This window comes from Desulfomarina profundi, assembly GCF_019703855.1.
Taxonomy (GTDB): domain Bacteria; phylum Desulfobacterota; class Desulfobulbia; order Desulfobulbales; family Desulfocapsaceae; genus Desulfomarina; species Desulfomarina profundi.
Genome location: NZ_AP024086.1, coordinates 2816942 through 2841264, shown reverse-complemented (window position 1 = coordinate 2841264; position 24323 = coordinate 2816942). Strand labels below are relative to the sequence as shown.

General features: G+C 44.9%; 18 protein-coding genes and 4 pseudogenes. 8 read left to right on the top strand and 14 right to left on the bottom strand.

Annotated features, from left to right (window positions below):
* Nucleotides 1–2: 2 nt before the first annotated feature.
* From LO777_RS13095 to LO777_RS13075, 4 genes and pseudogenes are all read right to left on the bottom strand, one after another.
* On the bottom strand, nucleotides 3–1460 hold the full coding sequence (locus LO777_RS13095) for a TolC family protein (RefSeq protein ID WP_228854332.1): 1458 nt from the start codon (nucleotides 1458–1460) through the stop codon (nucleotides 3–5).
* Nucleotides 1460–4784: pseudogene (locus LO777_RS20120) on the bottom strand (efflux RND transporter permease subunit). Before LO777_RS20120 ends, LO777_RS13095 begins: the two are co-directional and overlap by 1 nt.
* Nucleotides 4781–5932, bottom strand: coding sequence for an efflux RND transporter periplasmic adaptor subunit (locus LO777_RS13080; RefSeq protein WP_228854331.1), 1152 nt, complete (start codon nucleotides 5930–5932; stop codon nucleotides 4781–4783). Before LO777_RS13080 ends, LO777_RS20120 begins: the two are co-directional and overlap by 4 nt.
* Nucleotides 5933–5956: 24 nt before the next feature.
* Entirely contained in the window at nucleotides 5957–6559 is a 603-nt protein-coding gene (locus tag LO777_RS13075) for a TetR/AcrR family transcriptional regulator (protein ID WP_228854330.1), read from the bottom strand.
* A gap of 365 nt (nucleotides 6560–6924) precedes the next feature.
* On the opposite strand from LO777_RS13075, the gene LO777_RS13070 reads away from it, so the two are divergent.
* A complete protein-coding gene (locus tag LO777_RS13070; protein WP_228854329.1) occupies nucleotides 6925–7680 on the top strand; it encodes a cytochrome c biogenesis CcdA family protein in 756 nt (251 codons plus the stop codon).
* A 4-nt stretch (nucleotides 7681–7684) separates the two neighbouring features.
* A complete protein-coding gene (gene rarD, locus LO777_RS13065; RefSeq protein WP_228854328.1) occupies nucleotides 7685–8599 on the top strand; it encodes an EamA family transporter RarD in 915 nt (304 codons plus the stop codon).
* Between the two features lie 166 nt (nucleotides 8600–8765).
* On the opposite strand, the gene LO777_RS13060 is transcribed toward rarD, so the two are convergent.
* The 4 genes and pseudogenes from LO777_RS13060 to LO777_RS13045 form a co-directional block, all read right to left on the bottom strand.
* Nucleotides 8766–8981, bottom strand: a complete 216-nt coding sequence (locus LO777_RS13060) for a hypothetical protein (RefSeq protein ID WP_228854327.1) — start codon at nucleotides 8979–8981, stop codon at nucleotides 8766–8768.
* A 365-nt stretch (nucleotides 8982–9346) separates the two neighbouring features.
* A complete protein-coding gene (gene vapC, locus LO777_RS13055; RefSeq protein WP_228854326.1) occupies nucleotides 9347–9754 on the bottom strand; it encodes a type II toxin-antitoxin system VapC family toxin in 408 nt (135 codons plus the stop codon).
* Nucleotides 9751–9951 carry a type II toxin-antitoxin system VapB family antitoxin gene (locus tag LO777_RS13050; protein ID WP_228854325.1) on the bottom strand — a complete coding sequence of 67 codons (201 nt, stop codon included), beginning with the start codon at nucleotides 9949–9951 and terminating at the stop codon, nucleotides 9751–9753. Before LO777_RS13050 ends, vapC begins: the two co-directional genes overlap by 4 nt.
* Nucleotides 9952–10333: 382 nt before the next feature.
* Nucleotides 10334–11424 (bottom strand): annotated as a pseudogene (locus tag LO777_RS13045) (IS3 family transposase); the annotation flags it as partial.
* Between the two features lie 133 nt (nucleotides 11425–11557).
* Between LO777_RS13045 and LO777_RS13040 the strand changes: the two are divergent.
* The 3 genes from LO777_RS13040 to LO777_RS13030 all read left to right on the top strand — a co-directional run bounded on the left by LO777_RS13040 (nucleotide 11558) and on the right by LO777_RS13030 (nucleotide 14500).
* On the top strand, nucleotides 11558–12127 hold the full coding sequence (locus LO777_RS13040; RefSeq protein ID WP_228853789.1) for a hypothetical protein: 570 nt from the start codon (nucleotides 11558–11560) through the stop codon (nucleotides 12125–12127).
* Between the two features lie 104 nt (nucleotides 12128–12231).
* Entirely contained in the window at nucleotides 12232–13677 is a 1446-nt protein-coding gene (locus LO777_RS13035; protein WP_228853788.1) for a DDE-type integrase/transposase/recombinase, read from the top strand.
* A complete protein-coding gene (locus LO777_RS13030; RefSeq protein ID WP_228853787.1) occupies nucleotides 13670–14500 on the top strand; it encodes an ExeA family protein in 831 nt (276 codons plus the stop codon). The genes LO777_RS13035 and LO777_RS13030 overlap by 8 nt, the downstream gene beginning before the upstream one ends.
* Nucleotides 14501–15189: 689 nt before the next feature.
* Here the strand turns inward: LO777_RS13030 and LO777_RS13020 are convergent.
* The 3 genes from LO777_RS13020 to LO777_RS13010 form a co-directional block, all read right to left on the bottom strand.
* Nucleotides 15190–15363 carry a hypothetical protein gene (locus tag LO777_RS13020; protein WP_228854323.1) on the bottom strand — a complete coding sequence of 58 codons (174 nt, stop codon included), beginning with the start codon at nucleotides 15361–15363 and terminating at the stop codon, nucleotides 15190–15192.
* A 23-nt stretch (nucleotides 15364–15386) separates the two neighbouring features.
* The gene (locus LO777_RS13015; protein WP_228854322.1) at nucleotides 15387–16043 is read right to left on the bottom strand and encodes an HNH endonuclease; all 657 of its coding nucleotides are present in this window, start codon (nucleotides 16041–16043) and stop codon (nucleotides 15387–15389) included.
* A 207-nt stretch (nucleotides 16044–16250) separates the two neighbouring features.
* The gene (locus LO777_RS13010) at nucleotides 16251–17414 is read right to left on the bottom strand and encodes a transposase (RefSeq protein ID WP_228854321.1); all 1164 of its coding nucleotides are present in this window, start codon (nucleotides 17412–17414) and stop codon (nucleotides 16251–16253) included.
* An 80-nt stretch (nucleotides 17415–17494) separates the two neighbouring features.
* Between LO777_RS13010 and istA the strand changes: the two are divergent.
* Nucleotides 17495–18978: pseudogene (istA, locus tag LO777_RS13005) on the top strand (IS21 family transposase).
* On the top strand, nucleotides 18975–19736 hold the full coding sequence (istB, locus tag LO777_RS13000) for an IS21-like element helper ATPase IstB (RefSeq protein WP_228854202.1): 762 nt from the start codon (nucleotides 18975–18977) through the stop codon (nucleotides 19734–19736). Before istA ends, istB begins: the two are co-directional and overlap by 4 nt.
* Nucleotides 19737–20041: 305 nt before the next feature.
* Here the strand turns inward: istB and LO777_RS12995 are convergent.
* Nucleotides 20042–20233, bottom strand: a pseudogene (locus LO777_RS12995) (IS1182 family transposase); the annotation flags it as partial.
* A gap of 218 nt (nucleotides 20234–20451) precedes the next feature.
* Entirely contained in the window at nucleotides 20452–21525 is a 1074-nt protein-coding gene (locus tag LO777_RS12990) for an acyltransferase family protein (protein WP_228854319.1), read from the bottom strand.
* A gap of 166 nt (nucleotides 21526–21691) precedes the next feature.
* Between LO777_RS12990 and LO777_RS12985 the strand changes: the two genes are divergently transcribed.
* Entirely contained in the window at nucleotides 21692–21919 is a 228-nt protein-coding gene (locus LO777_RS12985) for a phage integrase N-terminal SAM-like domain-containing protein (RefSeq protein ID WP_228854318.1), read from the top strand.
* 200 nt (nucleotides 21920–22119) lie between these two features.
* Here the strand turns inward: LO777_RS12985 and LO777_RS12980 are convergent, their stop codons facing one another.
* Nucleotides 22120–24255: a Tex family protein gene (locus LO777_RS12980; protein WP_228854317.1), complete on the bottom strand. Its 2136-nt coding sequence runs from the start codon at nucleotides 24253–24255 to the stop codon at nucleotides 22120–22122.
* Nucleotides 24256–24323 lie beyond the last annotated feature (68 nt).

Genomic DNA, 24323 nt, shown 5'->3' with positions numbered 1-24323 from the left:
TCTCAAGGGCTGGAAGTCAACGTAATGAGTCCCTGAATACGGTCCAGTTCCGCCAGGGTTTTGGCATAGGCTGTTGTAGTCAGATTTTCCTGGCTGAGCGCCTGGGAATACGCGTCCTGGGCGATGAGAACATCCAGGGTTGTGGCCCGGCCTGAATTGAACTTTACCTGCTCCGCCTCCAGACGTTTTCGGGTGGCCAGACTTGTTTTTCGGGTCGCTTCCAGGGCTTTCATGGCCAGTTTTACATCACGGACCGTGGTTCTGACGGTCTTTCTGATCTGCTGGCGTAACAGTTTTGCCCTGGTTCTGGCGATCTTCAACTGGGCATTGACTTTTTCCAGGTTACCTTTGGCAATACTGTTATCAAAGGGTATGGAGAACTCAAGACCGATCTGCCAGAGATTGTTTCCATTATCCAGGCTGTTGTTTACCGCGTCACCATAATTTTCTTCAGTCCCTGTTCTCCCCAGGGCCCCGACCAGGGACAGGTCTGGACGAAGCTGGTCGGCACTGTTTTCTTTCAGGATTTCCACTGCCCGGACTGAAAGATCCGCAGCCTTGATATCCGGTCTGTTCTCAAGGGCATTTTTCAGAATCTCGGGAAGATTCAGTTGGATTGGTGTCGTTGCGGGCTTGTCCACGGGGTGGTAGGAATTAAGCCAGTTTTCACTGTTGAGCAGGAGCCTCAACTCATCTTCGGCTACTCCGATGGCCCGTTCCGCGGAGATCAGCAGTTCTTCCCTTTTGGCTACTTCGGACTGGGGTTGGTAGAGTTCCACCGGTGCCAGTTTGCCGGCGTTTATTTTTTCCTTTGTTTCAACGAGCAGTTTTTCGGCAAGCTCCAGGGAAAATTTACGGACTTCTATGTCCTGCCATGCAAAGACCAGGTTCCAGTAGGCACGTTTTACTGAAGCCGCCAGATTGGCCGCTACGCTGTCGACCTGATGAGTGACGGAAGCCAGCTGTTTTTCGATTGCCTGTATTTCGGCGGTCTGGATGTTTTCCCCAAAACCCTTGAGCAAAGGTTGTCTGACACCCAGCAGCAGGCCGGAATTGTAGGACGGATTGAAGGGAAGGCCCATGGCATTACTGTCATAACTGCTGTTGTTCCAGGAAAAGCTTACAGCCGTTCCTGTGGTGAACAGTTTTTCCGTTTTGGCATTCCATTTCGCCGTATCTTCATGATCTCCGATACCGGGTATGAATGGGGTCTGTTCCTTACTTGCGGCACCGATTTCTGCCGAAAAGAGAATGTCGAATCGTCCTTTTGCCGTCTGAAGTTCGCCTTGGCTTATTTCCATCTCTGCTTTCTGCAGTTTCAGGTCCAGGTTATTTTCCAGTGCCTGCTCAACGGCATTTTTCAGAGTTATATCTTCTGTTGCTCCACTGAGTTCTCCTGCCTGAAGAGGAAGAGTACAGCTTAAAAATACAAGAATCAGGATAGTTTTTCCGTAATACATCAGTTGTCCTCCCGATGTTTTTCACCAGCGAGAAACGGGTATGGTTTCCAGTAAATACGCCTGATTCCCTGCTTGGTTCTGCCGATTTTTTCCGGCAGTCGTTCAAAGAGATAATAGAGGGTCGGAACCACAACCAGGGTAAGGAAAGTTGCAACAATAAGACCAAATACAACAACTACGGCCATGGACTGCCACCACTGGCTCGATTCGCTTGCCCAGGAAACCGCACCTTTATGGAAGTCGAAAGAAATTCCTGTAATCATCGGGATAAGGCCGAGAATAGTTGTTATGGCAGTCAGGAGAACAGGTCGAAGCCTGGTGGCTCCTGCCGATGTGATGGCATCTTTCAGGGAATATCCTTTCTCCCTGAGGCGATTGGTATAGTCCAGGAGGACAATGGCGTTATTCACTACAACCCCGGCCAGAGAAATAACTCCGACTCCAGTCATAATGATACCAAATGGAGACCTGAAGAGGGCCAGTCCCAGAAAAGCGCCGCCCAGGGAAAGAATGACGGAAGTCATTATAATAAAAGGCTGGCTCACCGAATTGAACATGGAAACCAGGATCAGAAATATAAGAAGCAGTGCAATGAGAAAGGCCCTGGTGAGAAAATCCTGGGATTCCTGCTGGGACTCAAGCTCACCGGTGAAGGTAATTCTATAACCTGAAGGAAGATGGAAATCTTTCAAAATCTCAGCGGCCTGCGCCCGCGCGACGGCCCCGGGAATTTTGGTTTCATCAACATTTGCTTCAACGGTTACAACCCGTTCATTATTGATACGGTTGATATCGCCGATGGAGCCGGAAAAATGGATCTTTGCGACGGTGGAGAGCGGGACCATCTTTCCGGACGGGGTGGGAAGCATCAGTTCATGGAGAACATCAACGACTTCTCTGTCTGATTTGGCTAACTGGACAGTGATATCATAATCGTCATCACCTTCCCTGAATGAGGAAACTTCCAGTCCGTTATAAGCACTTTTCAGGGCAAAGCCGATCATATCCGTAGTCAAACCAAAAAGAGCGGCCTTCTGCCTGTCAACCAGAACCTGCACGGAAGGGATACCTTCCACGAAATCGTCATGTACGTCCTCAACATGGGGAATCCGGACCAGGACATTTTTGATCTTTTGAGCAATTTTTCCCAGAATTGCAAAATTATCTCCGGCTATTTCTATATTGATTGGTGCTCCGGTTGGGGGACCTTCCTTTTCCATGGCGATGGTGATCTTTGCCCCGGGAATATCCTTTATCCGCTCCCGCACGTCATCCACTGTTTTATGGGAAGAGCGCCACCGTTCCTCCAGCTCCAGAAGACGAATTCCCACGTGGTTGGGGGTGTTGGCTGAAAATTTCGAGCTTCCGCCGGCAGAGACGACACTCCGTGTAAAGACATTTTTTATGTTTTTCAGGTCGCTGGGACCAAAATATTTTTCACCATCCGGCTTGGTATATTCCCTGGGAGCCATCGCCTCAAGAACGGTGAGTTTTTTTCCTGCAGGAGTTCGTCTTTCTTTTGCGGAAATACCGGCTACGGCAAATTCTATGCGTTTGATGATTTTATCGATATAATCAAGATCGGCACCTTCTGGAGCATCGACATTGACATAAAATCCTTTCGGATCGATTTCCGGAAAGAATTCGACCGGTTTTTCAAGACCGATAACCAGCAGCCATCCCTGGAACATAAGAAGAAGGACACAGAAACCGATAGCAACCGTTGCCAGGGGTCTTGACAGGGCCAGATCAAGCATTCTGCTGTAGCCCTGAAGAACAACTCCTTTGATTTCCGCCGGTTTTTCAAAGTTGTCGGTAACTTCTTTCCCGTCCGTTGTAACTGGAGCGACGGGAGATTTTACTTTCATGAAAATGGATGCCATGGCCGGATTGATGACCAGGGCCACAAAAAGACTCGAGGCCAGAGTGATGATCAGGGTTAATGGCAGGTATTTCATGAACTCGCCCATAATACCCGGCCAGAACAGCATGGGGGAAAAGGCTGCCAGGGTTGTGGCTGTGGAGCCGATGACAGGCCAGGCAACCTCAGAGGTAGCCTTCATGGCAGCTTCCACACGGGATGCACCCTGTTCCATGAATCTGTAGCAGTTCTCCACGATGACAATGGCATTGTCAACCAGCATGCCCAGGGCCAGGGTGAGGCTGAAAAGTACCACCATGTTCAGGGTTATGCCCATGAGGTAGAGCACCGTAAAAGAGAGGAGCATGGAAAAGGGGATAGCCATGCTGACCAAGACAGCATTGCGGATTCCCATGGCAAAGAAGATGACAATCAGTACCAGAACCAGGCCGGAAAGGATGTTGTTTTCCAGATCGGCCACCATGATTTCGATATCCCGTGCCTTGTCGAGGACTTTGGTTATTTCAGTACCGGCAGGCCAGGTAATCTGATCCTTTTTAATTATCTCATCAACAGTTTTGCTGATGGCAATGATATTCTCACCGGAACGTTTTTTCACAGCTATATTGACTGCAGAGCGACCGTTTAATCTGGATCTTGATGTCTCTTCCTTGAAACCGTCAATAACACGAGCCACATCCTTGAGGTAGACCGGTTCTCCGTTGTAAGTGGTAAGGACCAGACCGTAAATTTCTTCCGGGGTTTTGAATTCTCCCGGAACCCTCAGTTGAAAACGACCGTTACCGAGCTGAATGTTGCCACCAGACGTATTGGTGTTTTCACTTCGGACCTTTCTCTGGAAACTGTTGATGGTCAGGCCGTAGTAGGCCAGTTTTTCAGGAGAGACTTCAATGCGTATTTCCCTTTCCAGTCCCCCGGTGACATTTACCTCCAGAACGCCGGGAATTCCTTCGATTTCGTCCTGCAGGTCATCAGCAATTTTTTTCAGGCAGGGCAGGCCACAGGTACCCGACAGAGAGAATACAACAATGGGCATCTCTGACAGATTGACTTCAAAGACAGAGGGATCATCTTCCAGATCGCCCGGCAGGTCGCCCAGGGCTTCATCCACCTTGTCTTTTACATCCTGCAGAGCCTGGTCAATGTCGGTACCCGTTACAAACTCCACATTGATGGAAGAGAGTCCTTCTGAGCTGACCGACTTGATTTTTTTCAGGCCCTCAAGGCCCTTGAGTTTTTTTTCTATTTCAATGGTGATTGAGGTTTCAATGTCCGAGGGGACACCCCCGGTAGCTTGTTGAGATAAACACATTCGGAATGGTGATATCCGGAGCACTTTCCCTGGGCAGGACCATGTAGCAGTATACACCGAAGATGATCAGGAGCAGGGCCAGTACCAGAACCGTTGTGCTTTTTCTGACGGCACTGTCTGAGATAATCATAGGGTGAGCTCCTCAAGTCTGCTGACTGCCTGAACAACTTTGACTTTCTGTCCGTCTTCAACATCCCGATGCCCCTCCACAATCAATCTGTCTCCCGGGTTGAGGCCTTCTGTTATTCTGACCATCCATTTTTCCATAATGCCGAGCTGCACCGGACGTTTTCTTGCAATCCCATCTTCTTCAATATAGACAAACTGTTCTTTATTCCTGGAAACAACGGAATAGAACGGCACAACTATGGCTCCCTTCACACTCTTTTTCACGATATCGGCCCGGATAAACATGCCGGGCAGGATTTCGCCGTCCCTGTTGTCGATTTCCAGTTCCAGGTTGTAGAGGCGGGCAATTGTTTCCGGAGAAGGAGAAAGAAAATGGACTTTTGCGCTGATCTTTCTGTTGTCAAGAGCCTGCACTGTGATATTGATTTTGTCCAGCCTGCGGACGGCTGTTACATCCGATTCTGGGATACCCACAACACCTTTGACTCGGTCTATTTCAAGGATTTCGGCAATGGGATCTCCCGGGGAGAGCTGCAGGCCGATCTTGGCATCCATACGACGGATTATTCCGTCCATGGGGGAAGTAACCGTGGTTCTGGAGTAGAGGAGTTTTGCATTTTCGTAGTCGGCCCTGGCGGTTTGCATTGTCGTTTTTTTGGCTTCCAGTGCCGAGGTGGGAATGACGCCTTTTTCGTAGATGGATTTGTCACGCAGATATTCTGATTTTGCAAGCTTGTAGGCAGCTTCTGCCCGATCCAGTGCGATTTTATAATCTGTTGCTTCAATACGGGCCAGTACATCGCCTTTTTTCACCCGGTCTCCTTCCCTGAGCAGAACTTCAGTGATGGTTCCGCCTATTTTTGACATGAGTCGCAGTCTTGTCCAGGGTTCTATCGAACCGGGAAGGTTGATCCTGTCATGTATTGTTGTCGGAGAGAGGGTGAGAGTCACCACGTTGATAGCCGGTTTTTCCGGTTTAACCTCGGAAACTTTGGCTGCGGCAATGATTTCATTCTTTTTATTGATCGATACAAAAAGAAGTCCAATGAGAACTATCATTGCCAGGAGAAGAAATCTTGGAAGATTATTCCAGATAAACAGGACTGTTTTTGCCCGTGTACTCCGCGGGGAAGACGTTTGTTCTACCATGGTTTTTTATTCAGGTTGAATATTTTAAGTTTTAGGCTGCAACCCTTCAAGGGCCTGGGAGAAGAGGAGTTCCATCGAAGAGGCAACTTCATCGGTTTTGATTCTGCCTGTATACCAGGCGGAGACAATCAGAATATAGAGTCCATAAAAATGAGCCGTAATATGAAGCAGTTCAATCTCATCGCGCAGTTCTCCGCGTTTCTTGGCTCTTTCCAGGATAGGAAAAAAGAGCTGAAAATATTTATCATCTATTTCCAGGTTTGTCTGGACGTCATTTTCATCGGGAAATACTGCACTGCGCATGAAAATTCTGCCAAACTCCCTGTTACGGGTAACATGGTTGAATTCACTCATGTAAATGGTCAGCATCTGTTCCAGTATGGGAGCATCCATGTTGATTTTTTTCATCATTTTCATGTGGATCTGCTCCAGTTCATAATCGCAGAACGCATGGATGATATCCGCTTTGGTCTGGAAATAGCTGTATACCGTTCCCTTGCCTATACCGGCAAACTTTGCCAGTTCCTCAATGGAGGTGTTGTCAAAACCCTTGGAGCTGAAAAGTGTTATTGCAGCGTCCAGAATGGCCTGTTTTGTTTTCTGTTTCTTTTTTTCTCTTATGGACATGTCCTTTTCCCCCGGCTGAAAATTGACCGCAGTCGAGATTTTACTTCTTTTTCGACCGGAGTCAAGAAAAAGTTGACTGTGGTCGGAAAAATTAACAACAGGCAACTTCGGGAATTGGTGTACCAATATAAGTGCTTGCTTAAACTCGTTGTTGCATTTTGGGAAAAGAGATATACCATAGGCTGACATGGAAGAGCAGGATCTCGGCCTGAAGCCGTGAGTGGATACCCCGCAGGGCGATTAGTGATTGATTTTAAGAAGTTAAATTGAAAAACATTTTGTGTTTTCAGTATATTAGTTGAATTGCATCACAAAGCCACCAGGGGTTCAGGAGAAGGGAGCACAGGAGAGAAGAGGGGAGAGAGATGGAAATTCAAGCTGGGGCAAGTCAATTACTTGGGCAGTTGGCCACCTATTTACCTTTTGGATATGCTTTTGGTGCCGGTATGGTTTCCGCCGTAAATCCCTGCGGTTTTGCCATGCTGCCCGTTTACCTGACGCTGTACCTGGGCGCGGAACAGGGAGATTTCAGGGAAAAATCATATTTTTTCAGAATTATCAGGGCGTGCTGGGTCACTTTTGTAGTGACTGCCGGATTCGGACTGCTCTTTGGCCTGGTCGGAGTGGTGATTTCGGCCGGTGGTTCCTTTATCATGAAGATTATGCCCTGGCTGGCCCTTGTCATCGGGGCCGCCCTTGTTCTCCTGGGGCTGTTGATGCTGACGGGCAGGAGTTATTCTCTGCCGTTTATGTTGAGGATTGCTGAAAAGATAGGGGACCCGAGGAAAATGACTCTTTCCGGTTTCTTTCTTTTCGGGGTGGCTTTCGGGGTCACTTCCCTCAGTTGTACTCTGCCTATTTTCCTTCTTGTGGTTGGCAGTTCGGTTACGGCAGGTGATTTTCTGGCTGGAATCTATCAGTTTATTATTTATGTGCTCGGTATGGGCAGTGTATTGCTCGTTCTGACCCTTGGTATAGCCCTTGTGAAAGAAGGCGTTGTGGTGTCCACCATGCGTCGGGTTCTGCCCTATGTGCAGAAAATATCCGCCCTGTTCCTGATAGTGGCCGGCGGATATATTGTCTGGTACTGGTTGTCCAGCGGTTTGCTCTACAAAGGCTGAAACAATGGTTTCACAGGTCAGGACCGAAAAGTACGGTGGAATAGCTGCAGCTTCAGCTTCTTACGTATTGTGGGGAATTCTACCCGTTTACTGGAAGTTGCTACAGGATGTACCCGCTTATGAAATCCTCTGTCACAGGATGTCCTGGTCCCTTGTAGTCACTTTTCTGCTGATTCTCCTACTTGGGAGGCAGCAGTCTCTGTGGCAGGTGTTGAAAGAGAAGAGAACAGTCTTAGTTTTCACACTTATTGCTTCTCTTCTGGCGGTAAACTGGTTTATTTATATCTGGGCTGTGAACAGTGGTCATATTATCGAAGCAAGTCTTGGTTATTTTATCAACCCATTGATCAATGTCCTGTTCGGCATGGTTTTCTTCAGGGAACGGTTGCGGCCTGTGCAATGGATAGCGTTGGGATTTGTCTGCTGCGGAGTACTTTACCTGACATTTTATTATGGTCATTTCCCGTGGATTGCCATTGTCCTGGCTGTGACCTTTGCCCTTTACGGGCTGCTGCACAAAAAAGTGGCCCTGGTTCCCCTGGCTGGTCTCTGTCTTGAGAGTCTTGTCCTTTTTGTACCGGCGTGTGTTTTTCTTTTCTATCTTGAAATTAAAGGCAGCGGGAGCTTTCTGAGTGGTGGCCTGGCCCGGTCTTTTCTCCTTTTTGGAACAGGTGTCATCACTGCTGTGCCACTGTTGTTTTTTGGTTACGCGGCCAATAAGATTCCCCTGTCCACTCTGGGACTGCTCCAATATATGGCACCGACAATTAATCTTCTGCTCGGTCTGTTTGTCTATAATGAGAGTTTTCCCCGGGAGAGGATTATCGGTTTTACTCTGATATGGATGGCACTGCTGCTCTATGTTGCCGAGAACCTTCTGAACCGGAAGCGGCTGGAAAAACAGCGTATCTTTTCATAACACTCCTGCGGTCAGGAAGGTTATGCAAAAAATTCCTGATTGCGCACGAATCTCAGTCTTATATTTATGAGGCCGGAGATATGCCTGTTTTGTCATGCGTATCTCCGGCAGGCAAGGGGTAAACTCTGATCTGGCCGCTTGCGGGATTGAGATTCGATGTCCCTTGTCATTTCTTGCTTTTCTTGCATTTGCTCTTATGATGACCTGGAGCAGCGCAACATTTCCCTTTTTTGATATTTCGGATATCGCTCTGATGTTTGGCTATGGAAATAAGAGTCTTCAGTCGTTTATTTGCCTTTTTGGGCAGGTCTTTTTTCTGAATTTTTTCCGCTTCTTCAATAATTGCCAGAAAGGCTTTTGAAAGTTTTTCTGTACTCAGCATAATATCTCCATTTGATGGTTTTTTTGTGGTCCCTGTTTCCAGAAAACTTGTAATGATGTTATGAAAAAAAGCAATGGAAGAACCCGAAAATCAGGGTAGTAAACCTGAAGAAACTTGGAATTTCTCATAATGATGCCATGCTCTGCGGTAATGCTCGTAAGAAGTTCTGGCATATGAGCAAAATCAAGTGGGTGCCATTGCCATGCCGTAAAGATTCTTCACCGACAGAGGACTCTGTTTTCCGGGCTACTGATTTCCTGATCAACCGAACCGCCTTGGTACGTGATCTGTAAGCCGGGTGGTGTGGGAGGGCTCCTCAGTAATGGGGAGTCCTATCCCGATTATGTGATTTTATCAGGTTACGGTTATATCCGTGTTTTGTGAAGCTCTACAGGTAGGACAGATTGAAAATTTACGAAATCTTTATCTGTAGTTAAAATAGGCATTTTTTGTCGTTTTGAGATCGCACAAATTAAGAAATCAGTATTTGACCCTTGAATTCCATTTTTTCTGGCGGTGTTAAAATATTCTGATGCTAACTCATAGTCTTCTGTTTGTATTTCAGGTCCTTTGAATGCGCGAAGGTGATTTTTCAGGAGATTAAATTGTTTTTTCGTTTTAATGCCGTTTAATAATTCTTGCCACACGGGGCCAATAAGCTGGACACGTACCTCTTTTATGAGTTCTTTTAATTCAAAAACATATTCATTTTCTGTAGGAGCGTCTCTTCTGAGAGCCAGAGACCATACGCTGGTATCAACGATGATTTTCATTTTACAGCTCTCTGCTTTTTATAATCATAGCCCCTGTCATATTCTATTGTATTGAAGATATTAAATATTTCCGATTGTTTTCTTTTTTGGATATACTCTTGCAGTGCCTCTGTGACAGCCCCTTTCTTAGTGCGATGTTTGCCAAGATTTTTTGCTTCCTCGACTAGCCGGTCGTCGATAGCGAGATTAGTAGCCATGTGTAGACCTCCTTGTATAGTTTACACATTATGATAATACTTTTTGTGTGTAGAGTAAAGAGGGTTATTTCCATTTCTTTTTACACATAACGATCCTGTAGGAAAACCACCCATAATAAAGCAATTTTCACTGGTCATATTCACAAAATATTTCAAAACCGTTTTCAATCAGATTATCTCAGATAATCTGATAATTTTTTCTTAAAAATAACATCAAAAAGCAGTCTGGTTGTCCACTTCTCTCCTGTTTATATCCGGCATCAGATGTAATCGTTCCACCATTAAAATTTGCAAGGATTTCTCTTTGCCCGAGAGCTTGAAATGTGTAGCGTTTCTTATTACACTCTGTTTTTGATCTTGCCACAAAAAAGTGGAGTCACGGTTAAGCCGCTTTTCTAGCGTCCCACCACTCCAACTCATATTGAGCAGGAGCCTTATATCCGTTTGTAGAATGTTTCCTTTGTTGGTTGTAGTAGACCTCGATGTAATGGAATATGGTCTGCTCAGCCTCAGCCACATTGTGGAATGTGCAGTGATGAATCATTTGGGTTTTAATAGTATGGAAAAACGATTCAGCTACTGCGTTGTCCCAGCAGTTTCCCTTTCTGCTCATGCTTTGAACAAATCCTCGTTTCTGCAGCAATGCTCTGAAATCGCTACTTGCATATTGAACTCCACGATCACTATGAACCATTAATCCCTGGCCAGGGTGTCTCCTCAATATGGCCTTGTTTAGCGCCCTAATTGCAGAATGCCTTTCAAGGGAATCGCTGAGATCCCAGCCCACTACCATTCGAGAAAACAGGTCTATGAAAACTGTGAGATAGTGCCATTTACTGCCTATCTTCAGATAGGTGATATCGGTAACCCACACCAAGTCGGGGGAGGACACGGTGAACTTGCGGTCCAACAGATTGGGAGCCACTGGCTCAGTGTGCTTTGAATCCGTGGTAACAACAAACTTTTTTACAGTTCGGCATTTCAAACCCATTTCCTTCATCATACGAGCTACACGCTGTCGGCTTACATTTGAAAACTCAGGTTGATCATGAAGATCAGCAGTGATAATCGGACTCCCGACCATGCCGTTGTGTTGCTCAAACAGCTCTTGTATACGTTTTTTCAAATGGTCCTTTTCTATCTGCCTCGTAGAGATAGGGGCCTTGATCCAGCGATAATAACCGCTCGGGGAGACATTGAATACATGGCACATCTTCTTCACCGGAAATGATGAGCGATTTTCCTTGATGAACTTAAATATCATTTCGGTGTCCTGCTGAAGATGGCCATGGCTTTTTTTAATATATCCCGCTCCATCTCAGCATCCCTGAGCCTCTTTTCGAGATCTCTTACTTTTTGATCCTGAGGTGTCAGGGACTCTCTGCCATTCCCTGAAAAAGAATAGTTTTCTCTGGCTCTGTATTCTCTTCTCCATCGGTAAAGCAAATCTCTTGAGATACCAAGGTGGTCAGCTGAGAGTGGCCAAAATAAATGATGGAAAATAGAGTTAAAATGTGCAAGATAAGTGATGGAAAGGTAAGGAACCCCCTCACGTATCGCGCAAATACCCCGAGAGGGTTCCTGCCTAAAACACTAAGGCAGGAAAATGATACCAGAATTACTTCAAAGCACCAACCTTTTTAAGCTTCTTCACCATATAGACATAGATTTGGCTGATCAGCAGCATAAAGCCGGTTGTCCCTATTGTGGTAGCCCTCAGCATTATTCCAATTACCAACGTCAGCCACGCGGTGGGCCTGATCTTCCTGAAGAGTACTCTGTACGGTTCAGTCTCTGTTGCAGTAAAGAGAATTGTCGTCGTAGAACCTTACCGAAATCGACTCTATTCATGGATCGGCGGGTGTATTTCAGAGTAGTTATATTGATTGTAACCACACTAAACCAAAGCAAACCACAGGAATACAGTAAAAACATGGTGTCAAAAATGCTTGGAGCAGACAGGAAAACAATCAGCAAGTGGTTGACGTATTTTCGTGAGATTTTCCCTAAAAGTCAACTCTGGCAAACAATACGTGGTTCTATTCATCCTGCTGTTACAAATCACACTTTGCCTGGATCTTTGGTGGGTCATTATCTCGAAACCAAAAAATCCTCCTCAAACGCAATTCTCAATTGTCTCGTACTGCTGGCGACAGGAACAGTGATGGAGCAGTAACTCCCCGCAAAAGTTGGGGACTTCTTCTTTTGTCCTCTCCCTGTAAATTGGTTTTTGTCCAAAAACGAGCAGACTATGCTCATAAACCAGACAGGAGCCATATCATGAACAAGAATAGCGAGTCCCGCCTGCATTCCTGGGCACAACTCCGTTTTTCCATCATAGGAGGACTGCTTGCCAGTCCTCCCGAGCCGGGAGAACTTGGCAGAAAACTTAAAATACTTGCGAGCCGACGGTATCAGCACCCATGCAAAGATGGGTTTGTTACCTTTGGTGCTTCCACCATTGAGCGTTGGTACTACAAAGCGTTGAACGGTAACGATCCTGTGGGAGATATGGAACGAAAACCCCGTTCAGATCTCGGGAAGAAAACAGCTCTTTCTGCGCAGATGCTGATCGAACTCGGGAAACAGTATTGCAGCTTTCCCCATTGGAGTTATCGGCTCCATACCGACAATCTTCTGGCATTAATTGAAGAAAAGCCAGAGCTGAGTAAACCTCCATCTTATGCCAGTGTTCGCCGACGCATGAAAGAAAGAGGGTGGTACAAGAAGCGGTCACCCCGTAACAAAACCAAAGGACAATACAAGGCAGAAGAACATCTTGAACAGATGGAAGTAAGAAGTTACGAGGCGTCCCATGTCCACGGACTTTGGCATCTGGATTTCCATAAGGGCAAACTACGGGTAGCTGATAGTAACGGAGAATGGCATACTCCGATAGCACTCTGCATACTTGATGACTGTTCCCGATTATGTTGCCATATCCAGTGGTATTATCAGGAAACAGCGGAAGTGTTGCATCATGGTATGTTGCAGGCCTTTATGAAACGGGGATTACCCCGCAGTTTAATGACGGATAATGGTGCGGCAATGATCGCCCGCGAAACAACAAATGGCCTACTGGGCTTGAGCATAAAACACGACCGGACATTGCCGTATAGTCCTTATCAAAATGGCAAACAGGAATCCTTCTGGGGACAGTTGGAAGGACGGCTGATGTCCATGCTGTCACGGGTAGAACCCTTGACGCTTGAGACGTTGAATTATGCCACACAGGCCTGGTCGGAGATGGAGTATAACCGAAAACGCCACCAGGAGATCAACTGTTCCCCTGTGGAGAAAATGCTGGCGGGACCAGATGGTGCACGCCCTGCTCCTGAGCGTGAAAAGATGGTTTTTTCTTTTACTGTTCAGGAAAATCGTGCCCAGCGAAAAAGTGACTCTACTTTACAGATCAAAGGTGTTCGATTTGAAGTTCCATCCAGGTTCCGCCACTTTGACCGACTATATGTACGATATCAAAGCTGGAATCTTTGCCACGCCTGGCTGGTAGACGAGAGAGATTCAACTTTGCTTGCGAAAATTTACCCTCAGGACAAGATCAAAAACAGTGACGGATTGCGAAGAACACTGGCTCCTCTTGTGGCCTTGCCTGAAGCTGATATCGACACAGACCCCTATCCACCGCTATTGCGTAAATTACTGGCTGATTATGCAGCCACCGGACTCCCTCCTGCCTTTATTCCAATGGAGGCAGACCATGAATAATAAGCGTCTTCTTGCACTGTTCGGTCTGAAATGGAATCCGTTTCTTCCCAACATTCCAGTACACTCTTTATGGCCGGCACCGGGAATAGATACCTTCCTCTTTCAAATTGAAAATCTGGTCATGGATGGCGGATTCGCACTCATGGCCGGAGAACCCGGGCTTGGTAAATCAAAAAATCTTCAATATCTTTCCCATAAACTTGAACGGTTGGAAAACGTCGTGGTTGGTGTTATGGAAAGACCTCAATCAAGTATTGCAGACTTTTACCGTGAGATGGGGGATCTCTTTGGTGTCAATCTTACCCCATCCAACAGATACGGTGGATTTAAAGCTCTCCGGGAAAGGTGGCGACAGCATATTACATCAACTTTGTTCAGACCAATACTCCTGATTGACGAGGCTCAGGAAATGGTGACCTGTAACCTCAATGAATTGCGGTTGATGGGGAGTGCTCAGTTTGATTCAGAATGTTTACTGACTGTTATTCTTTGCGGGGATCTCACTCTTCCTGAACGTTTTCGGAGCAATAATCTTCTTGCTCTGGGAAGTCGTATCAGGTTTAGAAGAATACTTTCACCATATGACAAAAAAGAACTGAGAAATTATCTGGAGTATTGTCTGAAACAAGCCGGAGCACCTCAGTTAATGACAAAACCACTTATGTCGGCACTTGTGGAACATAGTGCCGGCAATTTGAGACTACTCAATGTCATGGCAGCAGAACTGCTTACCACCGCAGCGCAACGTGAGCTTACTCAGCTTGATGAACAACTCTTTCTGGAAATGTATTCCCCCACACCACAAAAAAAAAGATCACGTTAAATTAACAAAAGTCACTCCTGCTTTTGGCAGGTACAAAGGTCTGGCGAAACGGAGGCGGGCTCTGCTGAGGAGCAACCCGCCAAGGGATAGCCAGATGGGAGCGACGGATTAGAAAAAACCGTCCGGGGAGTCTTCGGGCTCCCCACCTTTTTTTCTAAGCTCGAGCTTCCCCCATGCCTTAAAAAACCTACGAACCAGAGGCGCAGCCGAGGGGTTGTATATCTACTACGGCACCAAACATCAAATAACTCGAAAAACGTTCCATCATTAATCGTGCTTCGGCTCAGTCAGCTATTTCAGTTACTGCCTTCCCAGGTTCTTCTGACAATAGAACCGCATTGCGTTTAAAATCTGGATCGTATTTTCTTCTCTGTTGAACACTCATATTTTTCCTCCTGCCATATTTGTAACAATGGCTTAACTGAGTGTCCACTATTTCATAGCATGATCAGGATATGTCTGTTCAAAATTTGACGTTTTTCGTAGAAACATCCGGGGAAAAACCGAAAACTGTGAGCAAAAATAGAAATAGATCCCGACTCTGATTCTCCATCAGGCTCATTACCTGATTCTGGCAAACACTCCAAAAAGATATTTTCTTTATTATAACCCCGTGGGCTTGTCCAACAAACGGATATGTTGTGGCTCGCTGCGCTCGCACAACATATCCTTATTCGTTATCTTTTATTTCATGTAGTTACTGCTATATATGCTTTGTAGGTGAACAGGACGATTGGTGTTGCAATTAGAATAATGATAGACAAGCAGCCACTTGATTTTGGACTACTCTCTTCTTTTTGGATTTCATCATAAATTATGAAGTCAAGAGCTTCGTCTTCATCAAATAGGTTTTCATCATCCATAAGAATCTGTTCAAGTATCCGATTTAAATTCTGTTGCCCTTAGATAAATTGCAATTTTCACACAATAATTGGATATTCCGTACCGTATTACTACCACCTTTAGAAAATGGAACGATATGATCAAAACATAAATATGCTTTAGAACCACACTCAACGCACATACCTCCATCACGTTGCCAAACTTCTCTCTGCACCGTTCTTGGAATCGCTTTACGCCTTGTTTTTTTGGGTTGAGGTTTCGGCATACTATCAACGTCAACTGTCTGTAAATCTTCTTTTGTTCGGCTAGTGCCATTTTGCTGCACTAACGGATTGGACTTTATCTTTGGCAGTGGAGCAAATGATTTATATGCAATTATATACTGAATTAGGTCATCAAGTTCATTTGGGCTGGTAATTATGAGTTTAAGTGCTGGTTTTCCTTTTTCTAATCCCGGCGAAGCATATGTATTACTATGCCGTCCGGTTTCACCTGCATACTCAAGAGCAACCTCAGGAATTTCTCCGTTTTCAGGAGGATAGGGTAACCAAACAAAAGCATGATCAACTTTATTGGGAGAATCTGTTTGAATGACCAAACCAATTTCCTGGGTAATATCCCATGCTTTTACTTTTGCAGTAGTACGGGATGGCTCGCCAAATTCATTTAATATACGTTCAATCACCTGATCTTTAAACATAAATACACTTCGAAATTTTGAGAAGATAACGAGCATGTAGAAAAACAGCCCAGGCAACTGCAATTTTCCCACATATCTATACAAAAAAATTCAAATTTCAAAACAATTCAAAAAATATCCTGATATAAAAATACTTTTTCCCTAACATCCTCAGTAAAGCAATTTATCTCACCAATTTCCAGCTTTTCCTAACCATTTTCCAGCAATCTACACAAAACCCATTCCATATGCATGCACCTTTTTAAGGTTATGGATAATGCAGAAAAGGTTCCACTGGATATTCACCTTCTTTTTCGATCTCAGGGTAAATCTGTTCAGACCGATTGTTGATCTGATATGGGCAAAAGGTGGTTCTCCTATTGCCAATCGCATGGAATAGATGGCCCTGCCAGCGGCTGAATCTATTTTTCGCTTCATCTTTTCTGCGCAACTGGTTTTCTTCTTTTTATCCATGCGCCCGGTAAAATAGGCAACCTGACGTGTTTTGGTGCGATCAGGATAACGAAGACATTTTGACCTCAGTTTGCAGGAAACACAGGCGGATTGGGGTGCCTGGAACCGGACAGAATGATGGCCTTTGGTAAAGATATTCCCACCACTTCTATAGAGCCGTTTCCCGGCAGGGCAGATACAGTAACTCAGATCTTCGGGAAAGGTAAAATCAGCAGGTACAAAGATGTTCTTTCTGCCTTCTCGTTTGGCCCGTTCTTTTCTTGTTCGATCCTTATATCTGCCGTAATCTTTGAACCTGGGATCCCGTTTTCTGAACTGGTTATCGGCTACATACGCGTCTATCTCTTTTTCCGCCAGCATCTCCATATTTTTATTTGTATGGTATCCGCTGTCTGCCAGGAGTTTTGCATCTTTAAAGACATCGTCGTCTTTTCCGGTTTCCTGTAAATTTTCGCTGATTTTGTCAATCATCGGTTCCAGCAGGTCCTGCTCACTGCCTTGACCATAGGCTTCGGCGGCTACTATCACCTGGGTTTTACTGTCCACGGCGGTAACACCGTTATAGCCCTGGATAACACCTTTTGAGGTCTTCATCTTAGCGGATTCATTGTCGGTAATATTGGATTTGACAGGTCTTTTACCTTTTCCCATCCGATCATCATTATTATCCAGCCATTTCTGTACCTTCTTTATATTTTTACGCAGGGATTTTACATATTTTTCTTTTTTCTCTTTGATATTTTCATCACTCTTTTCCTGGTCATTCATATGATGGTGGTTGACCATATTTGCTATAGCTGTTTCCATCTTCGTTACTTTTTTCTGAAAATCAGCCCTGGTTCCGCTCCAGGTAACAGAAGCGTTGCTGGGCATTTTGCAGCCGTCAATGGCAAACATCTCTCTGCTGACCAGCGACAATTATAATTCCTTTTGACGACAATTAAATTTCCCGGAAAATTGTGATCTGATTATTCATATTTCTCAAAGGAGGAATATGGATGGTCACAGATATTCAGGTGAGGAAATTGAAGAAATACTTAAGTCAAGGGAAGACGTTGGAAGTAGCAGCGGCTAGAGCCGGCATGGATGAGAAAACCGGTCGCAAGTATAGAGATAATGGCAAATTGCCAAGTGAGATCAGTGCGGAGCGAGTGAGGGAGTGGCGAACTCGTAAAGATCCTTTTGAAGGTATATGGCCAGAGGTTTTACAATTTCTGGAAACTAATGAAGGTTTGGAAGCCAAAACTCTTTTTACCCATTTTCAAAGGATTTATCCCGGTTCTTTTGGAGATGGCCAGCTCCGCACGTTTCAACGTCGAGTAAAAACCTGGCGTTGTACAGAAGGTCCAGGACGTGAAGTTTATTTTCCCCAGGTGCATGTGCCTGCACGGTTGAGTCAGTCTGATTTTACAGATATGTCCCAATTACAGATCAGTATTGGTGGTCAGCCTTTTGATCACCTGATCTACCATTTTGTGCTGACATATTCGAACTGGGAGACAGGAACGATCTGTTTTTCCGAGAGTTTCGAAAGCCTGAGCGAAGGATTACAGAAGAGTCTATGGAAACTTGGCGGAGTTCCAGAACAACATCAAACAGACAGGTTGTCAGCTGCGGTGAATAAACCGGATAACCCGGAAGAGTTTACCCGTGGCTACCAGGGGCTTTTGGCCCATTACAAATTGCAAGGCCGTAAAATCAATTCGTCAAGCCCCACGAAAATGGTGACATTGAGCAGCGCCATCATCGTTTCAAGAAAGCCGTAGATCAGGCCCTGATGCTGCGAGGTAACCGGGATTTTACTACACGCAAGGAATATGAGTTATTTCTACAGAAGCTGTTTGCACAACTCAACTGCAACCGCCAGGAGCGCTTTCAAGAAGAACAGTCGATGTTGCGTCCACTGCCTTCGGGTAAGCTCGACACATGTACTCGTTTTGAAGTTCGAGTTGGTCCCAGCAGTACGATCAGAGTAAAGCACAAGGTTTACTCGGTGAATAGTCGACTTATCAAAGAAACAGTCACAGTGCGGCTGTATGCAGAGTATCTGGAGATCTGGTACGGTCAGAAACATATTGAGAATATCCCCAGAATACGAGGCGGTAGCAAACATTATATCCAGTACCGCCATATAATTGACTGGCTGGTTCGAAAACCCGGTGCATTTGAGAACTACAGATACCGCAGTGATCTTTTTCCTACGAGCAGGTTCCGGGTTGCCTATGACTCTCTGCGCAAATTTCGTACCGTTACGGGAGCAGCAAAAGAATACTTATCTATTTTACAGCTTGCTGCCCAAGATAATGAGACAGCTGTAGATGATGCCCTTCGTCATCTGATTGACCATGAAAAGAACATTGATTTTGCCCAGGTAAAAACACTGCTTGTCTCTGGTAAACCGGTTGAACCGATTACCAATATTTCTGTCCAGACTGTTGCCCTCACAGGCTATGATCAACTCTTACAGGAGGGTTGCAGATGAGTTCAACCGATAATCGAATTATCCTGGATGCGTCTCTTAAAAAGCTTTATCTGTCAACTATCCGAGCCTGTTACCAGGAGGAGGCGGATTTGGCGAGAAAGGAATCACTAAGCTATGAATCATACCTTCAGGAACTGGTTGTGCGGGAGTGTGAAGAAAGACGCCATAAACGCATTACCAGATATTTGCGAGAATCCAGACTGCCCCTGGAAAAAAACTTAGCTTCGTTTGAAATGGATCGGCTTCCGGCCAAACTGAGCGGCTTTGTCAATAGTTTGCTGGAAGGTTCTTTTCTTGACAGGTGTGAAAACATACTAGCTTTTGGAAACCCAGGTAGTGGAAAAACCCATCTGCTCTGTGCCATTGCCCAGGAACTGATTAACAAGGATAGGCGTGTTTTCTTTTCTCCGTGCAGTCTGCTGGTGCAAAATCTGCTGGTGGCCAAAAAGGAGCTTGTTCTTCCAAGATTTCTGAAAAAACTTGCCAAGTATGATGCCATACTGATCGACGATATCGGCTATGTCCAGCAAAGCCGAGAAGAAATGGAAGTGCTCTTTACCCTTCTTGCGTATTGTTATGAACGGAACAGTATCATGCTAACCAGCAATTTACCATTTTCACAGTGGGAGAAGATATTTAAAGATCCAATGACTACGGCTGCAGCGATAGACCGGCTTGTGCATCATAGCGTAATACTGGAACTTAATCTTGATAGCTACAGACTGGAAAAAGCAAAACAAAGCCTTGAGGAAAATTAATAATCACAGAATAGGGGGCTCTGCCCCCAACCCCCGAGGTTTAACGCATTGTGGCCATGAGGATGAAGAAAGAAAAGACCGGGCAAATCCTTATACCCGGTCTTCATCCTTACGGCACTCATCTCGGCGCTCGGGTCGCTCCTCAGCGTTGCCCTATCCTCCGGATGAGTACAAATAAGTTACATTTTAGATGAGGACACTGCAACAGAAACAGAAAAAGCAATGAAATATTATTGCGTATTATTATGTGGTTAAGGCCGGAATTATAATTGTCGCCAGCCGGGAATTATAATTGTCGTTGATTACAGAATCTTCGGATCATAGGCCGGGGCACCGGAATCATCATTGTGATAGCGATCATTAAAGATGGAAAGATCAAGTTCATGATCAATGAGATAATTCAGCGTATATTCAAATGTGCCGGGAAGGATCTGATTTGCAAAATGGATGGGAATGAACTTGCCCTGAGCATAGGAATAAGGTTTATACCGTGCCATTGCAGCTCAATTTATCGAAGGTAAGGGGTATTTCGATCAATTTGCGACAGCAGTATAACATTTTTACATGTATTATTCAGTAGTTAATTGGATTAAATGACTTTTTCTACAGCTTGAACGTTTGAGATAACCTGCCCGCCGTGCAGCTACCGATTAATTTTATTAACGGCTATGCACTTGAATATGCACGAAAATTCGCCGACGAGTTGCGGGTCAGGTTAATTGATTTGTTGTGCTGGTCGATGCACGATTTTTTCATACAATAATTGATTTGCTTTATGGAATAAAGTAGCACTAAAGATAAGGATAATAAAATACAGCCCAAGCCAAATTCCTGAATCACACTTTATGTAAAAGGCAAAAAATGCCATTAGTTTCATATGCAAAAGATATATTTCTAAGGATACATTGCCAATGTGATCAAATATCGAAGAGCATGGATAAACTTTCAGAAAAAGAGTAAACAAAAATATTGTAAAAATAACGCATGATATAAAAGACATGCCGGGCAATAGTTGTTTTCTTTGGGCAACAAATGTCAATAAAAATAATATGCCAGATATTATTAAAATGAAGTTAAAATTTTTAAAAACTATTGAGTTGATTCTTTGTTCAAAAAAAGCATAATATATGCCAACGAGAAAGCATAAACTTGAAATATATCTCCATCCCCCTTGGTTTGTTATTTTGCATATAGCAATATAGGTTAATGTGAACAAAGAAATGACAACAAGTGACTTCCTAGACATGTTTGATATAAAACTTAAATAAAAAATTGAATAAAAGATTAATATAGTCACAATGAACCACAAAGTGCTGTCGATTAGATTTATAGATAATGAGTATTTTATAATTTGACTGATTGTAAATTCTTTTCCATATAGCATTAACAAAACTATCGTAAATATATTCGTAATAGCAAAAGGGATATATATTTTACTGATTTTTTTGTACATAAATTTTTCCAAATATTTATGGTTTCTTTTTAAGGATTTCATTAATCCAAATCCAGAGATAAAAAAGAATGCTCCGACAGCAAGATAACCAACGGGCCTGAATAAGATCATTAATCCTGGTTCTACAATGCGCTGTGAAAGATGGTGAAGAACTACAACAATGATAAAAACGCCCTGAAGTTGTTTATTAACTTCTCTTGAAAGTGCATGGCTATTTGTTTCTATTTTTGCAAAGTTAATGATTTGTGTTTTATAAAAAAATACTAATGGCATCACAAAAAACACTAAAAAATAAATACCATTATTATTATAAAAACTCAGGCTTATATGAGGCATTTAGTTCTCTCCAAATATGTTCATCTTTAAAGCCCAACAGTATTAATACATGGACACCAGACATCATATTACCCTATATCTGGACCGGTTTTTCCATTATATCCCATATCAGGAGGGTAAAACTGGAAAAAAATGTCCATGCTTATCATTTTTCTTCAAATTTTCCATGATATCTGATATTATCATGCCTAACATGGAAAGCAAGAAGAAATTTGTTCCGGACAGAAAATTGAAATTGCTCGATCAAGTGCGTGAAACCATGCGGTATTATCACTACGCACTGTCGACGGAGAAGACCTATTGTCAATGGATTCTCCGCTATATCTATTTTTATGATAAAAAACGGCATCCCCGTGATATGGGGCCAAGGGTGGTAGAACGATTTCTCTCTTGAATCCTCGCCCCCATAAAGGCAAGAGCAAGGTCCATCCTCCCACTGTTTTTCCATAGAGGAGGTGGTAAAGCTAAAATGCGCAAGCAAGTCCACCTACCAATCCCAATTTAAAATAGGCTTCACTCCATTTCTCAAATTTGAAAGGAGTGAAAAATGGGGGCTGATTTTCAAGCTACCCTGTGGATGTTATTTCCGGGGCATCAATTTCTCAGGGAAAGACCAATTCGGTTTCGTGCATTGTCTACCTGCAGTACCCGAACCTTTACCTGCTGACCGATTGAGACCACCTCGGCGGGATCTTTGATAAAGCGATCGGCCATCTGGCTGATGTGGATAAGACCATCCTGCTTGATACCGATATCGGCAAAGGCTCCGAATTTGGTAATATTGGTAATTATCGCGGGAATGACCATACCCTCCCGGACATCATCAATTGTGAGGATTGTCCGGTCAAAGGAAAAACTGCGAAAATTTTCCCTCGGATCACGACCGGGAGCCGCGAGTTCGTCCATGATATCAAGGAGGGTTTCCATACCGACGGAGTCGTCGATATACTCTTCCAGGACTATTTTTTTCCTGGCAGAAGTGGAAGTTATAAGCCCGGCAACCGAACTGCCGGTGTCCTTTGCCATTTTTCGTATGAGCCTGTACCGTTCAGGATGGACGGAACTGTTGTCCAGGGGTTCTACACCCCCTGTTATCCGCAGAAAACCGGCACACTGTTCGAAGGCTTTTGGGCCAAGACGCGGGACTTTCAGCAGTTCACTTCGTTTTTTAAAAGGGCCGTTTGTCTTTCTGAAAGCAACAATATTTGCGGCCAGTGTCCGGTTTAATCCTGAGACGAAGGTGAGCAGTTCCACACTGGCGCTGTTGAGTTCCACCCCCACACTGTTGACACAGCTTTCCACAACCTGCTGTAATCGTTCTTTCAAAAGATTCTGGTCAACATCATGCTGGTACTGGCCGACCCCTATGGATTTCGGGTCAATTTTCACCAATTCCGCAAGCGGGTCCTGGAGTCGTCTGCCGATGGAGACAGCTCCCCTGACGGTAATATCATGGTCCGGGAACTCAAGGCGTGCGTTTTCTGATGCCGAGTAGATGGACGCACCATCCTCGTTGACCAGGGTCACAAGGATGGAGGAGTCAAGATCCAGGGAACGGATGAATTTTTCCGTTTCCCTGCCGGCGGTACCATTGCCAACAGCAATGGCCTCAATATTATGTGTTTTGATATATTTTTTTACCGTTTTCCCTGCCTCTTCCTGTTGCTTTTTCCCATGGGTCGGGAAAATCGTTGTATTGTCCAGCAACTGTCCCTGGCGGTCAAGGCAGACCAGTTTGGCCCCCGTACGATAGCCGGGATCGAGTGCGAGAACGGATTTTTGTCCGAGGGGTGGAGCCAGTAGAAGCTGGCGAAGGTTGTTGCCGAAAACTTCAATGGCCTCCAGGTCGGCACGTTTTTTGAGGGCTTTTCTCACCTCTTTTTCCAGGGAAGGGCAGAGGAGGCGTTTATAGCTGTCTCTAGCGGCCTCATCGAGCTGCTGTCGCCAGGGAGATGAATCGTCGACATGGCGGGAAAAGAGCAGGGAGATGGCTTTTTCTTCCGGCGGTCGGATGGTAAGAGAGAGTATTTTTTTGTTTTCCCCTCTGAACATGGCGAGAATCCGATGGCCGGGAACCTTTGTGATTGTTTCCTGCCAGTCAAAATAATCCCGGAATTTTCCGCCTTCTTCAAGTTCTGTCGCGTTCTTTTTTGCTTTGGCTGTAATCAGTGAATGATTGAAAAACAGTTCACGCAACACTTCCCGGCTCGTGAGGTTTTCACTGATCTGTTCTGCAATGATATCACATGCCCCTGCCAGGCATTCTTCTTCTGTGGCAAGATTGTTTTCCTGATTTATAAACCGATTGATATCCTTTTTATTTCCCCTGCCGGAGAGCAGGATATCTGCCAGTGGCTGCAGTCCTTTTTCTTTTGCCTGCAGGGCCCGGGTCTTTCTCTTGGGTCTGAACGGGAGGTAAATATCCTCCAGGCCTGTCAAGTCCTTTGCTCCGGCCAGTGCCGTTGCCAGTTCCTCTGTCAGAAGATTGTTTTTTTCCAGGGATTCAAGGATGGCATTCCGCCGCTTGTTAACTTTTTCAAGGTTCAGGAATTCGTCCCTGATCTGTCCAATAGCAACCTCATCCAGAGAACCGGTGGCCTCTTTGCGGTACCTGGCAATAAAGGGGACGGTTGCCCCCTCCAGAAGGAGTGAAAGGGTTTTGTCTACCTGGTGGGAGGGGAGGTTGAGGGTTGTGGCGATGGAAAGTTTTTCCGGGATTGTTATGTCCATAATTATATGAAAATACAAATAAAATATTGGTAAAATGAGTGCGATGACTTCGCGAATAGTAGTCTCTG